General features: G+C 67.0%; 14 protein-coding genes and 1 pseudogene. 8 read left to right on the plus strand and 7 right to left on the minus strand.

Annotated features, from left to right (window positions below; all coding sequences use genetic code 11):
• Positions 1-18: 18 nt before the first annotated feature.
• From ACSFA8_RS16155 to ACSFA8_RS16180, 6 genes are all read left to right on the plus strand, one after another.
• Positions 19-1,029, plus strand: coding sequence for an ABC transporter substrate-binding protein (locus tag ACSFA8_RS16155; protein WP_435480521.1), 1,011 nt, complete (start codon positions 19-21; stop codon positions 1,027-1,029).
• Complete coding sequence (locus ACSFA8_RS16160) at positions 1,026-1,835, plus strand: ABC transporter permease (protein ID WP_435480522.1); 810 nt, start codon at positions 1,026-1,028, stop codon at positions 1,833-1,835. The genes ACSFA8_RS16155 and ACSFA8_RS16160 overlap by 4 nt, the downstream gene beginning before the upstream one ends.
• Positions 1,836-1,846: 11 nt before the next feature.
• Positions 1,847-2,647, plus strand: coding sequence for an ABC transporter permease (locus ACSFA8_RS16165; RefSeq protein WP_435480523.1), 801 nt, complete (start codon positions 1,847-1,849; stop codon positions 2,645-2,647).
• Positions 2,637-3,701 (plus strand): ABC transporter ATP-binding protein, encoded by a 1,065-nt coding sequence (locus tag ACSFA8_RS16170; protein WP_435480524.1) that lies wholly within the window; start codon positions 2,637-2,639, stop codon positions 3,699-3,701. Before ACSFA8_RS16165 ends, ACSFA8_RS16170 begins: the two co-directional genes overlap by 11 nt.
• Complete coding sequence (locus ACSFA8_RS16175) at positions 3,698-4,522, plus strand: phosphodiesterase (RefSeq protein ID WP_435480525.1); 825 nt, start codon at positions 3,698-3,700, stop codon at positions 4,520-4,522. Before ACSFA8_RS16170 ends, ACSFA8_RS16175 begins: the two co-directional genes overlap by 4 nt.
• An 87-nt stretch (positions 4,523-4,609) precedes the next feature.
• Positions 4,610-6,274, plus strand: a complete 1,665-nt coding sequence (locus tag ACSFA8_RS16180) for a Na/Pi cotransporter family protein (RefSeq protein WP_435480526.1) — start codon at positions 4,610-4,612, stop codon at positions 6,272-6,274.
• Positions 6,275-6,293: 19 nt separating this feature from the next.
• On the opposite strand, the gene ACSFA8_RS16185 is transcribed toward ACSFA8_RS16180, so the two are convergent.
• The 3 genes from ACSFA8_RS16185 to ACSFA8_RS16195 form a co-directional block, all read right to left on the minus strand.
• On the minus strand, positions 6,294-7,307 hold the full coding sequence (locus ACSFA8_RS16185) for a bile acid:sodium symporter family protein (protein ID WP_435480527.1): 1,014 nt from the start codon (positions 7,305-7,307) through the stop codon (positions 6,294-6,296).
• A gap of 71 nt (positions 7,308-7,378) precedes the next feature.
• The gene (locus ACSFA8_RS16190; protein WP_435480528.1) at positions 7,379-7,771 is read right to left on the minus strand and encodes a response regulator; all 393 of its coding nucleotides are present in this window, start codon (positions 7,769-7,771) and stop codon (positions 7,379-7,381) included.
• A gap of 95 nt (positions 7,772-7,866) precedes the next feature.
• Positions 7,867-8,853, minus strand: coding sequence for a quinone oxidoreductase family protein (locus tag ACSFA8_RS16195; RefSeq protein WP_435480529.1), 987 nt, complete (start codon positions 8,851-8,853; stop codon positions 7,867-7,869).
• Positions 8,854-8,947: 94 nt separating this feature from the next.
• Between ACSFA8_RS16195 and ACSFA8_RS16200 the strand changes: the two are divergent.
• Positions 8,948-9,040: pseudogene (locus ACSFA8_RS16200) on the plus strand (EamA family transporter); the annotation flags it as partial.
• 24 nt (positions 9,041-9,064) lie between these two features.
• On the opposite strand, the gene ACSFA8_RS16205 reads toward ACSFA8_RS16200, so the two are convergent.
• From ACSFA8_RS16205 to ACSFA8_RS16220, 4 genes are all read right to left on the minus strand, one after another.
• Positions 9,065-9,868, minus strand: a complete 804-nt coding sequence (locus ACSFA8_RS16205) for an SDR family oxidoreductase (protein ID WP_435480530.1) — start codon at positions 9,866-9,868, stop codon at positions 9,065-9,067.
• A gap of 18 nt (positions 9,869-9,886) precedes the next feature.
• Positions 9,887-10,777 (minus strand): DMT family transporter, encoded by an 891-nt coding sequence (locus tag ACSFA8_RS16210; RefSeq protein ID WP_435480706.1) that lies wholly within the window; start codon positions 10,775-10,777, stop codon positions 9,887-9,889.
• A 118-nt stretch (positions 10,778-10,895) separates the two neighbouring features.
• Positions 10,896-12,509 carry a gamma-glutamyltransferase family protein gene (locus tag ACSFA8_RS16215; protein WP_435480531.1) on the minus strand — a complete coding sequence of 538 codons (1,614 nt, stop codon included), beginning with the start codon at positions 12,507-12,509 and terminating at the stop codon, positions 10,896-10,898.
• 138 nt (positions 12,510-12,647) lie between these two features.
• A complete protein-coding gene (locus tag ACSFA8_RS16220) occupies positions 12,648-13,607 on the minus strand; it encodes a Bug family tripartite tricarboxylate transporter substrate binding protein (RefSeq protein ID WP_435480532.1) in 960 nt (319 codons plus the stop codon).
• A gap of 133 nt (positions 13,608-13,740) precedes the next feature.
• Here ACSFA8_RS16220 and ACSFA8_RS16225 point away from each other — a divergent pair, with 133 nt between their 5' ends.
• On the plus strand, positions 13,741-14,643 hold the full coding sequence (locus ACSFA8_RS16225; protein ID WP_435480533.1) for a LysR family transcriptional regulator: 903 nt from the start codon (positions 13,741-13,743) through the stop codon (positions 14,641-14,643).
• Positions 14,644-14,672: the final 29 nt, after the last annotated feature.

Consider the following 14,672-nt stretch of genomic DNA (forward strand, 5'->3'; position numbering starts at 1 on the left):
TCCACTCCAGGAGTTCCCATGTCATCGACCCTACAACGCATAGCCCGCATCGGTGTGCTGGCCGCCGGCTTCGCCGCCGCAAGCGCCATGGCCCAGACGGCCATTTGCTACAACTGCCCCACCGAATGGGCAGATTGGGGCACGCAGCTGCGTGCCATCAAGGCCAAGACAGGCATCACCGTGCCGGCCGACAACAAGAACTCGGGCCAGTCGCTGGCGCAGTTGGTGGCCGAGAAGGCCAGCCCGGTGGCCGACGTGACTTACCTCGGCGTCACCTTCGCCATCCAGGCGCAGAAGGACGGCGTGGTCACCTCCTACCAGCCCGCCAACTGGAAGGACATCCCCGATGGCCTGAAAGATCCGGCCGGACATTGGTTCAGCATCCACTCCGGCACGCTCGGCTTCATGGTCAACGTCGACGCGCTCAAGGGCAAGCCGGTGCCCAAGTCGTGGGCCGACCTGCTCAAGCCCGAGTACAAGGGCCTGATCGGCTACCTCGACCCGGCATCGGCCTTCGTCGGCTACGTCGGCGCAGTGGCCGTCAACGCAGCGCGTGGCGGCACGCTCGACAACTTCGGTCCGGCCATCGACTACTTCAAGGCGCTGCAGAAGAACGAGCCCATCGTGCCCAAGCAGACTTCGTATGCACGCGTGCTGTCGGGCGAGATCGCGATCCTGCTCGATTACGACTTCAACGCCTACCGCGCCAAGTACAAGGACAAGGCCAACGTCGCCTTCGTGATCCCGACCGAAGGCACCGTCGTCGTGCCCTACGTCATGAGCATGGTGGCCAACGCGCCGCACGCGGCCGAGGCCAAGAAGGTGCTCGACTTCGTGCTGTCCGACGAGGGCCAGGCGCTCTGGGCCAAAGCCTACCTGCGCCCTGTCCGCGCCGGCGCGATGCCGAAGGACGTCGAGGCTCAGTTCCTGCCCGCCGCCGAGTACGCACGCGCCAGGACGGTCGACTACGCACACATGGCCGCCAGCCAGCGCGCCTTCTCAGACCGCTATCTGAAGGACGTACGTTGAGGTCACGCCAGCGCTGGCTGCTGCTGGGCTGCGCAGCCCCGGCCGGCGCATTTTTCCTGATGTTCTGGCTGCTGCCGGTGATGCACCTGCTGGCGCTGCCGGCCGACAAAGGCTGGGCGACCTACTTCGCGGTGCTGAGCAACGGGCGCTACCTGTCGAGCATGCTCAATACGGTGCTGCTGTCGCTCGGCGTCACGCTGGCCACGCTGATTCTCGGCGGCGCGGTCGGCGTCTACCTCGCGCGCCGCGATTTCGTCGGCAAGCGCGTGCTGCTGTCGCTGCTGACGCTGCCGCTGTCCTTTCCCGGCGTGATCATCGGCTTCTTCGTGATCCTGCTGGGTGGACGCCAGGGGCTGGTGGCCGACCTGTCCGATGCGCTGGTGGGCGAGCGCATCACCTTCGCTTACGGCCTGCTCGGCCTGTTCCTGGCGTACTTGTACTTCTCGCTGCCGCGCGCCATCGCCACCTACGCAGCGGCCGCCGAATCGATGAACACGCAGCTCGAAGAAGCGGCCCGCTCGCTCGGCGCCTCGCGCCTGCGCGTGGTGCGCGACGTATGGCTGCCCGAACTGGCGCCGACCACGCTGGCCTGCGGTGCGATCCTGTTCGCGACCTCGATGGGCGCCTTCGGCACGGCCTTCACGCTGGCCAGCAAGTTCGAGGTGATCCCGATCACCATCTACAACGAGTTCACCAACTACGCCAACTTCGCGCTGGCCGCGTCGCTGTCGATCGCACTCGGCGTGGTGACCTGGCTCGTGCTCTTCGTGGCGCGCCATTTCGGCGCCAACCCGGTGGCGCGATAAAGGAACGACGGATGCGAAAAAACACGCAGCCCCAGGCGCCTTTCCTGCTGGCCGTCACCGCGATCGTGAGTGTGTTCATGATCTCGCCGATGCTGCTGTCGGTGATGGCGGGGCTTGTCAACAACTACAGCGTGGGACTCAAGAGCGGCCTCACGCTGCGCTGGTTCGGCGAGGTGTGGGAGGTCTACGGCGGCACCGTCGGCTGGTCGCTCGCGTTGGCGCTGATCTGCGTCGCCTGCACCGTGCTGCTGGGCGTGCCCTGCGCCTACGCGCTGGCGCGCAGCCACTCGCGCGCCGCGCGCATCTTCGAGGAGCTGCTCACGCTGCCGGTGGCGGTGCCGGGCCTGGCGACCGCGCTGGCGCTGATCCTGGCCTACGGCCAGATCAGCGCCTTTCGGCAGAGCTTCGCCTTCATTCTGGTCGGCCACATCGTCTTCACGCTGCCGTTCATGGTGCGCACCGTGGCCTCGGCCTTCCAGCGGCACGATCTCCTCGCGCTGGAAGAAGCCGCGCGGACGCTCGGCGCCAGCTTCCGACAGCGCTTCCTCGGCATCCTGGTGCCGGCGGTGCTCCCGGCCATCGTGGCTGGCAGCCTGATGGTCTTCACGCTTTCGGTCGGCGAATTCAACCTCACCTGGATGTTGCACACGCCGCTCACCCGCACGCTGCCCGTGGGCCTGGCCGACAGCTACGCCTCGATGCGGCTGGAAATCGGATCGGCCTACACGCTGGTCTTCTTCATCGTTATCCTTCCGGTGCTGTGGGGCCTTCAGTCCCTTGCCGGTCTCATGCAGAAACGCTATGGAACTTGAAAGCATCCCGGTCGACATCGACGACTGCTCCAAAACCTACGCTGATGGCACCCGCGGCCTGCAGCCCACCAGCCTGCACGTCGAGCCCGGCGAAGTGCTCGCGCTGCTCGGCCCCTCGGGTTGCGGCAAGACCACGCTGCTGCGCCTGATCGCCGGGCTCGAGACGCTCGACGAGGGCGGCCGCATCCGCTTCGGCGACCAGGACGTGACGCACAAGCCGGTCGAGCAGCGCGGCGTCGGCATGGTGTTCCAGAGCTACGCGCTGTTTCCGCAGATGAGCGTGGCCGCCAACATCGGCTACGGGCTGCGCATCCGCGGCGTTGCCGCGGCCGAAGAAAAACGCGTGGTCGGCGAGCTGGTCGATCTCACGCGCCTGACCGGTCTGGAGAACAAGCGCCCCGGCGAGCTCTCCGGCGGCCAGCGCCAGCGCGTCGCCCTGGCGCGCGCCGTGGCGGTGCGTCCGCGCGTGCTGCTGCTGGACGAACCCCTGGCGGCGCTCGACGCCAAGCTGAAAGAGTCGTTGCGCGACGAACTGGCCGAGTTGCTGCGCCGGCTGCACATCACGGCCATCCACGTGACGCACGACCAGCAGGAAGCCATGGCGATCGCAGATCGCCTGGCCGTGATGCGAGCCGGCCGCATCGTGCAGATCGGCCGCGGCGAGGATCTGTACCGCGCGCCCAGCCATCCGTTCGTGGCCGAATTCCTGGGGCGGGTGAACCGCATCGAGCGCTCCGCCGAGGCCATCGCCCAGGGCATGGCCAGCTTCGGCGGCACCGCCATTGCATGCCCGCCCGACTGGATGAGCCACCAGACCCTGCTCGTTCGCCCCGAAGATATCCAGGTCGGCCCCGCCGGTCAGGATGGATGGGGCATGGCACGCGTCGAGCAGCGCACCTTCCTGGGCGACCGCGTACAGTTGCGGCTTGCCGTGGCCGACCAGCCCGGCTGGCTGGCCGCCGCAGTGCGCGACACACCGTTCCAGGCGGGCGACCACATCGGCATCCGGATCCATCCCGACCGGCTCATGACCTCACAGGATGCCACCGCATGAGCACGACCTTCCTGGTGCAGCTGACCGACCTGCACATCCGCGAACCGGGCCGCCTGGCCTACGGCCGCATAGACACCGCGCCCTACCTGAAGCGCGCCGTGCAGAGCGTGCTGCGCCTGCGCCAGGCGCCCGACGCGGTCGTCATCACCGGCGACCTGAGCGACTTCGGCCGCGCCGCCGAATACGCGCACATGGCCGAACTGCTCGCGCCACTCACGATGCCGGTCTACCTGATGCCCGGCAACCACGACGACCGCGACCAGCTGCGTCGCAGCTTCCCATCGCACGCCTACCTGGGCGATGACGGCTTCGTGCAATACAGCGTGAAGGTCGGCGGCCTGCGCCTGCTCACGCTCGACACCTGCGTGCCCGGCCAAAGCCATGGCACGCTCTGCGCGGAGCGCCTGGGCTGGCTGGAAGCCCAACTGGACGCCTGCCACGACGAGCCGGTGGTCGTCGCCATGCACCATCCGCCCTTCCGAACGCTGATAGGCCACATGGACGAGATCGGTCTGCTGGAAGGCGGCGCCGAGCTCGAGGCCCTGGTCGCGCGTCATCACAACGTCGAACGCGTCATTTGCGGGCACCTGCATCGCGCCATCGACGTGCGTTTTGGCGGCACGATCGCATCGACCTCGCCGGCGCCCGGCCATCAGGTGGCCCTCGATCTCGCACCTGACGCACCCTCGGCCTGGGTGCTGGAGCCCCCGGGCTTTCGCGTCCACGCGTGGGACGGCGAACGGCTCGTGACGCACCTCGCTGCATCGGGTGAATTCGAAGGCCCCTACCCTTTCTACGAGAATGGTGCGCTTATTGACTGAGCCCAGGCGCCGCACCGGACGCCATACCGCACCCACAGTGCCGACAATCAGGGCTCGCACCGAAGAAAAGAAAGCCGCAAGCCCCTCATGAAACATCTGCTGAACCTGCTGGCAGCAGTCGCGCTCCTTGTTTGGGGTACTCATCTCGTTCGCACCGGCGTCTTGCGCGTGTTCGGCGCCAACCTGCGCAAGTTTCTCGCGCGCAGCATGCGCAACCGCTTTACATCGGCCCTGTCCGGCATCGCAGTCACGGCGCTGGTGCAGTCGAGCACGGCCACTTCGTTGATGACATCGTCCTTCGTGGGCCAGGGCCTGGTCACGCTGCCGGCCGCGCTGGCCGTGATGCGGGGGGCCGACGTGGGCACGGCGTTGATGTCGGTGCTGTTCTCGACCGACCTGTCCTGGCTGTCGCCGCTCTTCATCTTCGTCGGCGTGGTGCTCTTCATCACCCGGTCGGCCAGCGCGGCCGGCCGCATCGGCCGCGTGCTGATCGGCCTGGGCCTGATGCTGCTGGCGCTGCAACTGGTGGTGGAAGCGACCGGCCCGCTGTTCGAATCGCCCGCGATGCGCGCGCTGCTGGCCTCGCTCAGCAGCGACGTGCTGCTCGAAATCACCATCGGCGCCGCGTTCGCCGTGCTGGCCTACTCCAGCCTCGCGGTGGTACTGCTGGTGGCGGCGATGGCGAGCTCGAACGTGGTTCCGCTCGACGTGGCGCTCGGCCTGGTGCTGGGCGCCAACCTCGGCAGCGGCATCCTGGCGGTACTGACTACCGCCAAGTCGACGATCCCGGTGCGGCAGGTGACGGTCGGCAACCTGGTGTTCAAGCTGCTGGGGGTCGCGATCGCGGCCCCGCTCGTGGGCCTCTATCTGAAGTACATGCGGCCCTACATATCCGACGCGACCTCGCTGGTCGTGCTCTACCACCTGGCGTTCAATGTGGTGGTAAGCATCGGCTTCATCGGCCTCACGCACCGCATCGCGGCCGTGGTGACGCGCTTTCTGCCGGTGCCGGTGGAGTCGACCGCAGCGCGGCGGCAGATGCATCTGGATCCTTCCGCGCTGTCGACGCCCAGCCTGGCCATTTCCAATGCCGCGCGCGAGGCGCTGCACCAGGCCGACATCGTGGAGACCATGCTGATCGGCATGCTCAACGTGATCCGCCACAACGACCTGCCGCTCGCACAGGAACTGCGCAAGCTCGACGACACGGTCGACGAGCTGTACTCGGCCATCAAGTACTACATGACCAGGATCTCGCGCGAAGCCCTTGGCGAGGACGAGAGCCAGCGCTGGACCGACATCATCAGCTTCACGATCAACATGGAGCAGATCGGCGACATCATCGAGCGCGTGATCATCGACATCGAGGACAAGAAGATCAAGCCGCAGCGCAACTTCTCGGAAGCCGGCATGGGCGAGATCGTCGAGCTGCACCAGCGCCTGGTGGCCAACCTGCGCCTTGGAATGAGCGTGTTCCTGAACGGCAACGTGCGCGATGCCCAGAAGCTGCTCGAAGAAAAAGTGCGCTTTCGCAATCTCGAGCGCGCCTATGCGGGCACCCACCTGGATCGGCTGTCCGACCAGACTGCGCTGAGCATCGAAACCAGTTCGCTGCACATCGATCTGATCAGCGACCTGAAGCGCATCAACTCGCACATCTGCTCGATCGCCTACCCGATCCTGGATTCGGCCGGCGTGCTTGCACCGAGCCGGCTGCGCGCATCACGGCTGGGCGAGCTCGAAAAATCCTGAGCCCCCCGAGCCCGGATCGTCAGCTGGCTCGCTTGAGCGGCTCCGGCGCGGCGGCCGGCATTGGTTCGGCCCGCATCGCATAGCGCCGCGCCAGCACGGCGCACACCATCAGCTGCATCTGGTGAAACAGCATCAGCGGCAACACGATGGCGCCGACCGCGTGCGAAGCGAACAGCACCTTGGCCATCGGGATGCCGCTGGCCAGGCTCTTCTTGGAGCCGCAGAACACGATCGTGATCTCGTCTTCCTTGCTGAAGCCGAGCTTGCGCGCTATCCACGTGGTGCTAGCCAGCGCCAGCGCCAGCAACACGCCGCACACCAGCACCAGACCGAGCAGCGCCGACAGCGGCAACTGCTTCCAGAGCCCCTCGATGACGGCCGCACTGAACGCGGTGTAGACCACAAGCAGGATCGAGCCCTGGTCGACGAACCTGAGCACGCCGGCACGCTGCTTGATCCAGCCGCCGATCCAGGGCCGCAGCAGGTGCCCGGCCACGAACGGCAGCATCAGCTGCAGCAGGATGCGCCCGATCGCGTCAACCGCGCCACCCGCGCCGCCGCCGCCGTGCGGCACCACCAGCAGATTCACCAGGATCGGCGTGACGAACACGCCGAGCAGGGTCGAGGCCGACGCACTGCAGACCGCGGCCGGGATGTTGCCGCGCGCCATCGACGTGAAGGCTATGGCCGACTGCACCGTGGCCGGCAGCACGCAGAGAAACAGCACGCCGGTGTAGAGCTGCGGCGTGACCAGCGGCGACAGCACCGGCTTGAGTGCAAAGCCGAGCAACGGGAACAGGGCGAAAGTGCAGCCGAACACCAGCAGATGCAGCCGCCAGTGGGTGATCCCGGCGAGGATCGCCTCGCGCGGCAGCTTGGCGCCATGCAGGAAGAACAGCAGACCGATCGCGACCGTGGTCAGCCCTTCGAAGAAATGGGCGGTGCGGCCGCTGGCCGGCAGCAGGCTGGCGAGCGTGACGGTCGCGACCAGCGCGAGTGTGAAGTTGTCGGGGAGGTAGCGTGAACGTGCCATGGCGCGGATTGGACGCCCCGGCCATTCAAAAGTGAAATGGATTTATCTGATAGATATATAAATTTGCCGCATCAATGCGCGTTCAGCGTATCCGTCCGGCGCCGCAGGCAGAAATCGATCAGGTCATCGATTTCAGTGGCCTTGTCGAACACCGCGTCGGCGCCGAGCTGCGCGCATCGGAAGCGCACATCGGGCGTCGCGTGATTGCTGAGCACCACCATCTTCTGCGCGGGATTGCGGTCACGGCAGGCTTCGAGGATGCGCAGGCCGCTGCCGTGCTTGAGGAACAGGTCGACGATCGCCAGATCCCATTGGCCGGTGTGGGTGGCCAGCCACTCCACGCCGTCAGCCTCGGAATCGGCCATGCCGACCGGCTCGATATGGGCCACTTCACGCAAGGTGTCCACCAGGTTCACGAGGATCGTGGGGTTGTCTTCGACGATAAATGCTCTGACTGCAAACATGAGGCCACCTTTGGATCAAAGGGTAAGCCGGCCTTCCGTGGCACTGCGCAGGCCCGCTGCACCGCAACGGGTAGGAAAGCGCCTGCGCGCATGCCTCAGAGGGTCAGGACGGTGCAACCGGTCGTCTTGCGCGCCTCCAGATCACGGTGCGCCTGCCGGGTGTCGGCAAGCGGATAACGTTGGTCGATCGGGATCTTCACGGCGCCGCTCAGCACCACTGCGAACAGGTCGTCCGCCATTGCCTGCGTCGCCTCGCGCGTGGCGATGTGCGTGAAAAGGGTCGGCCTTGACACATAAAGAGAACCCTTGGACGCGAGCGTTCCCAGGTTGATCGGCGGCACAGGCCCCGAGCCGTTGCCGAACACCGCCAGCAAGCCAAACGGGCGCAGGCAATCGATCGAGCCTTCGAAGGTGTCCTTGCCGACCGAGTCGTACACCACTTTCACGCCCTTGCCACCGGTGATCTCCTTCACGCGCGCCGCGAAATTTTCGGTGCTGTAGTTGATGGCATGGGCCGCGCCATGGGCCAGCGCAAGCTTGCACTTGGCCTCCGAGCCGGCGGTGCCGATGAGTTGCAGTCCGAGCGCTTTGGCCCACTGGCAGGCGATCAGGCCCACGCCGCCGGCGGCCGCATGGAACACGACGAAGTCGCCCGGCTGCAACCCCTCGACTGGCAGTGTCTTGCGCAGCAGGTACTGCGCGGTCAGGCCCTTCAGCATCATGGCGGCACCGGTCTCGAACGAGATCGCATCGGGCAGCTTGCAGACGCACTTGGCGGGCATCACGCGCAACTCGCAATAAGCGCCGGGCGGCTGGCTCGCGTAGGCCGCACGGTCGCCGGCCTGGAGGTGCGTGACGCCTTCGCCCACGGCCTCGACCACACCGGCCGCTTCCATGCCCAGCTGCAGCGGGAGCGCGAGCGGATAAAGGCCGCTGCGCTGGTAGGTGTCGATGAAATTGAGCCCCACCGCCTCGTGGCGGATGCGGATCTCGCCCGGGCCGGGCTCGCCGACTTCGACCTCGACGATCTTCAGTTCCTCAGGGCCGCCATAGCGGTCGATGCGAACGGCTTTGCTCTTCATTGACTTGGATCCTTGCAGCATGTGTCTCGGCGGGGTGTGGATCGTGCCACGATTCGCAGATCGGCGTCGTTACAGTCCAGCACGATGAGACAAGTCAGCGGCGTTTCTGGGTGAACTGCCGCACTGGTACCACGGAGCGGCGTTCGCACTGATCGTGGGCGGCATCCTGGTGTCGTCGCGGCGCTGATGCCGGCGCCGCCGCGCGCTGCGCTCAGTAGGTGCCGGGGTAGGCACCGCCGTCGGTCAGCACGTTCTGCCCCGTGATGTAGCCGGCCTGCATGCTGCAGAGAAAGGCGCAGACCGCGCCGAACTCTTCGGCGTTGCCGAAGCGGCCGGCAGGAATGCCCTTCTGGCGTGCGGCACGCAGCGTCTCGACATCCTGGCCGGTCTTCTTGGCCGAGCTTGCGAACGTGCCCTTCAACCGGTCGGTGTCGAACGCCCCCGGCAGCAGATTGTTGATGGTCACGCCCTTCGCCGCGATCGACGTGCGCGCGACGCCGGCCACGAAGCCGGTGAGGCCGCTGCGTGCGCCGTTGGAAAGGCCGAGGATGTCGATCGGCGACTTCACCGAGCTCGATGTGATGTTGACGATGCGGCCATAGCCGCGCGCGGCCATGCCGTCGACCGTGGCCTTGATGAGTTCGATCGGCGTCAGCATGTTGGCGTCGACCGCCTTGATCCACGCTTCGCGATCCCAGTCGCGAAAGTCGCCGGGCGGCGGGCCGCCGGCATTGGTGACCACGATGTCGTAGTCGGCATGCACCGCGAAGGCGGCCGCGCGGCCTTCCGGCGTGGTGATGTCGGCCGCCGCGTATTTGACGAAGGGGGCTGCGGTGCCCGTCCCGCCTGCGCGCGCAGCGGTCAATCGAGCGGCCGCCGCCTGCAGTGCCTCTTCGCCGCGCGCGACGATCACCACGTTGACGCCTTCGCGCACCAGCGCCTCCGCGCAGCCGAGGCCGAGGCCCTTGCTCGCGCCGCACACCAATGCCGTCTTGCCTGCAATACCCAAGTCCATGATGTTCTCCGGGGCTGGTTAGCGCCCTGTTCGTGTAAATACAAAGATGCCTGCGATGACCAGCACGGTACCTGCTGCGATCCATACCGTGAAGGGCTCGCCGAGAATGACCACGCCCATCAGGATGGTCGACAACGGCCCGACCATACCGGTTTGCGCAGCCACCGCGGCGCCGATGCGCTCGATCGCCATCATGACCATGAGCACCGGCACCGCGGTGCACAGCGTGGCGTTGAGCACCGACAGCCAAATCACCTCGGGCGCCACGGTCAGCGCGGCGCTCAACGGTCGCAGCAGCGCAAACTGCGCGATGCAGAGCAGGCAGGCCACGCTGGTGGCGAGCCCGACGAGCCGCAGCGACCCAAGCCGCTTGACGAACTCGCCGCTGTACACGAGGTAGCCCGCGTAGCTCACCGCGCTCAGGAAGCAGAGGAAGGCGCCCCAGGCGGCCAGCCCCCCGCCGGCCCCACCGCCGCCGCTCCAGATCTCGTGCCCGAACACCAGCGCCACGCCGGCGTAGCTGACGACCATGCCAATCACCTGTGGGCGCGAAGCGCGGCGCCGGTACAGCAGCCAGCCGAACAGCAGCACCAGGGTGGGGTTGAGGTACAGGATGAGCCGCTCGAAGCCGGCGCTGATGTAGGCCAGCCCGGCGAAGTCCAGAAAGCTTGCGAGGTAGTAGCCCGAGAAGCCGAGCCCGATCACACCAAGCCAGTCGCGCAGGGTCAGCCCCGGCTTGCCGCGGCCGGCCCACCAGGCCATGACAGCGAACAGCGGCAGCGCGAACAGCATGCGCAGCATGATGAGCGTGACCGCATCGACGCCGTACCGATAGGCAAGCTTGACAATGATCGCCTTGCCGCTGAACGCGATCGCCCCCACCGTCGCCAGCACAAGGCCAGACACGATGCTTTTGGAGGGGATCTGTTCGGGAGACACCGTGGAACCGGCTTCGCCGGGCCACTGGTGTCGCCCCCTCGAAGGGGGTTGGCGAAGCGACACGAAGTGCGCGAAGACCGGGGGTGGATCAGTACCCCGCTGCCAGGCCGTCGCGGCGCGGATCGCTGGCGGCGACGTAGCCCTCGACGGCCGGGTCGCCCGCGCGCCAGATGAACTGTCCGGCGCCGAAGTCCTGGTAGGAGTCGTTGATGACATCCATCTGGTGGCCGAGCGCGCCCAAGCCCTCTATCGTTTCGGCCTTCATGGCTGCTTCGACATTGATCTCGAGCCCGGCATTGAAGCGCCAGCGCGGCGCATCGCAGGCGGCCTGGAGGTTCTGCTTGTAGTCGAGCATGCGCACCAGCGTCTGCATGTGGCCCTGCGGCTGCATGTTGCCGCCCATCACGCCGAAGCTCATCACCGGTTGGCCGTCCTTCGTCAGGAAGGCCGGGATGATGGTGTGGAACGGGCGCTTGCCCGGTGCCACTACATTCGGGCTGTCGGCCTTGAGGCTGAAGCCGTGACCGCGGTTCTGCAGGCTGATGCCGAACTCCGGCTCCACGCAGCCCGAGCCGAAGCCCATGTAGTTGCTCTGGATGAAGCTCACCATCATGCCGCTCTCGTCCGCTGCCGTGAGGTAGATGGTGCCGCCTTTAACCGGGTTGCCGGCCTTGAAGTCCTGTGCCTTTTTCAAGTCGATCAGTTTGGCACGCGAGGCAAGGTACGCGTCATCGAGCATTTGCGCGGGGGTCACCGTCATCGACGATGGCTCCGACACGTAGCGGTAGACGTCGGCGAAGGCCAGCTTCATGGCCTCGATCTGCAGATGCTGCGAAGCCACCGAGTCGACCGGCAGCGAGGCGATGTCGAACTTCTCGAGGATGCCCAACGCGATCAGCGCCGCGATGCCCTGCCCGTTCGGCGGAATCTCGTGCAGCGTATGGCCGCGGTAGTCGCGCGAGATCGGTGTGACCCACTCGGGCTGGTAGGCCGCGAAATCGGCGCCGGTGAGGGCGCCGCCCTGCTCTGCCGAAAACTTCGCAAGGGCTTCGGCGATCTCGCCGGTGTAGAAGGCTTCCCCCTTGGTGCGGGCAATGGCCTTGAGCGCACGCCCCGCCGCCGCAAAGCGGAACAGCTCGCCGACCTCCGGCGCGCGGCCCCAGGGCAGGAAGGCCTGCGCAAAGCCCGGCTGCGACTGCAGCAGCGGCGTGGCAGCGGCCCACTTGCCCTGCACCACCGGCGGCATCAGGTAGCCGCGCTCGGCCGTGTCGATCGCCGGCGCCATGAGGTCGGCGAAAGGCAGCTTGCCGAAGCGATCGCTCAGCGCGACCCAGCCGCGCACCGCGCCGGGCACCGTCACCGAATCGATGCCGCGCTGCGGCGGCGTGGCCGAGTCGGCGCCGTACTTGCGCAGGAAGTAGTCGGGCGTCCAGGCCTTCGGCGCCGGGCCCGAGGCATTGAGGCCGTGCAGTTGCTGGCCGTCCCACAGGATCGCAAAGGCATCGCTGCCGAGACCGTTGCTCACCGGCTCGACCAGCGTCATGACCGCGGCTGCGGCAATGGCCGCGTCGACCGCGTTGCCCCCCTGCTGCAGGATGCGCAGGCCGGCCTGCGCCGCGAGCGGGTGCGAGGTCGACACCACGTTGCGCGCGAACACAGGGATGCGGGTGGAAGGGTAAGGATTGGCGTAGTCGAACTTCATGGAAATACTTTCAACAGCGGGCGCGGTACATCGGGCCCATCGGGGAACACCGCGGAACCGGCTCTGCCGGGCCGCTGGTGTTGCCCCCGGTAGGGGGTGGGAGGAGCGACACGAAGTGCGCGCAGCCTGGGGGCGAGCCTATTCATTCGTGATCTTGCGATCGATGACGATCTTTTTCCATTTCGCAGCATCGACCGCGACCATCGCGGCCTGCTGCTGCGGCGTGCTGATGACCGGCTCGATGCCCAGGCGCGAGAGTTTGTCTTTCACCTCGGGATCGGCCAGCGCCTGGTTGGCCGCGGCGTTGATGCGCGCCACCAGCTCGGCCGGCAGGCCCTTGGGGCCGTACAGGCCGAACCAGGTGTTGGACTCGAAACCGGGCAAGGTGTCGGCCACGGTCGGCAGGTCGGGCGCGAGCGGACTGCGCTTCTGCGAGGTGACGGCCAGCGCACGCAGCCGGCCGTCGCGCACGAACGGCAGCCCGGTCGGCAACGAATCGAACAGCACGTCGATCTTGCCGCTCATGAGGTCGGGCATCGCCAGCGCCGTGCCCTTGTACGGAATGTGCGTGACGAACACGCCGGCCTGCGACTTGAACAGCTCCGCCGTGAGCTGCACGATGGTGCCGTTGCCGCTCGACGCGTAGTTGAGCTTGCCGGGATTCGCCTTTGCGTAGGCGATCCATTCGCGCACGGTCCTGGCCGGCGATGTGTTGGGCACCAGCATGATGCTCGGCGCATCGCCCACGTGCGCGATCGGCGTGAAGTCGCGCACCGCGTCGTAGGGCAGCTTGCCGCTCAGCGCCGGGCCGATCGAGTGCGTGCTGGTGGTGGCCAGTAGCAGCGTGTAGCCATCGGCCGGCGCCTTGGCCGCGAGATCGGAGCCGATCGAGCCGCCGGCGCCGGGCTTGTTGTCGATCACCAGTTGCGTGCCGAGCTTCTCGCCCATCTTCTGCGACAGCGTGCGTGCGAACAGGTCGGTGGCACCGGCGGCCGGAAACGGCACGATCAGGCGGATCGGCTTGGCCGGATAGGTCTGGGCCCAGGCCGGCAGTGCCGCCAGCAGCGAGGCCACCAGCGCGAAGCTTCTGCGTTTCATGGTGTTCATTCTTTCATGGTCGTCACGGAGCTGCGGCGCCCGTCGCCCTCTGGCACGAGCCGCCGGCTCGATTGGACGCGCCCCGCATTCAAAGAGGAAATGGATTTATCTGATAGATATATGATCATTCCGCATGAATGTGACCTTGCGCCAGCTTCGCGTGTTCCGTGCAGTGGCCGAGAGCCGCAACTTCAGCCGGGCGGGCGACCAGATCGGGCTCACCCAGCCCGCGGTGAGCCGGTCGATCTTCGAGCTGGAAGCGCAGCTCGGGCTCAAGCTGCTGGATCGCACCACGCGCGAGGTCGCGCTCACCGAGGCCGGCCAGTCGCTCGCAGCGCGGCTCGATCGCCTGCTCGACGAACTGGAGCAGACCCTGCTCGACGTGCAGGGGATGGCCAGCGCCCGGCGCGGCAAGGTGCGCGTGGCCAGCAGCCCGACGCTGTCGGCCAACCTGATGCCGGCCTGCATTGCCGCCTGCGCCCGCGAAGAACCCAACATCGAGCTGGTGCTGCTCGACCGCATCCAGCAGGACGTGCTCGACAGCGTGCGGGCCGGCGAAGTTGATTTCGGCGTGGTCATCGAACCGGCCTCGCAGGACGACCTGCAGTGCGAAACCATCCTCGAAGACCCGTTCTGCCTGGTGCTGCCGCCCGGGCACCGCCTGGCCGGGCGCAAGCAGGTACGCTGGTCGACGCTCGACGGCGAGGCGGTGGTGTTACTCGACCACGCTTCCGGCAGCCGGCGCCTGATCGACCAGGCGCTGGCGCGGCACGGCGCGCATTGCATCGTGCAGCAGCAGGTCGGCCACCCGACCACGGCATTTCGCATGGTAGAGGCCGGCCTGGGCATCAGCGTGATGCCCGCGCTCGCCGTGCCGCCGGCGGGCCTGCGCAGCCTGGTGGTGCGGCCGCTAGTGCCGCGCGTGGAGCGCGCCGTGATGCTGGTGCACCGACGCAACCGCGCGCCGGCACCGCTGGCGCAGCGGGTCTGGCAACTGATCCGGCAGACCACCGCGTCGATTCATCCGGTCCCATGAAAAACGGCACCCGAAGGTGCCGTGGTTGG

It is taken from the genome of Variovorax nitratireducens (genome assembly GCF_051216545.1).
GTDB lineage: Bacteria > Pseudomonadota > Gammaproteobacteria > Burkholderiales > Burkholderiaceae_C > Variovorax.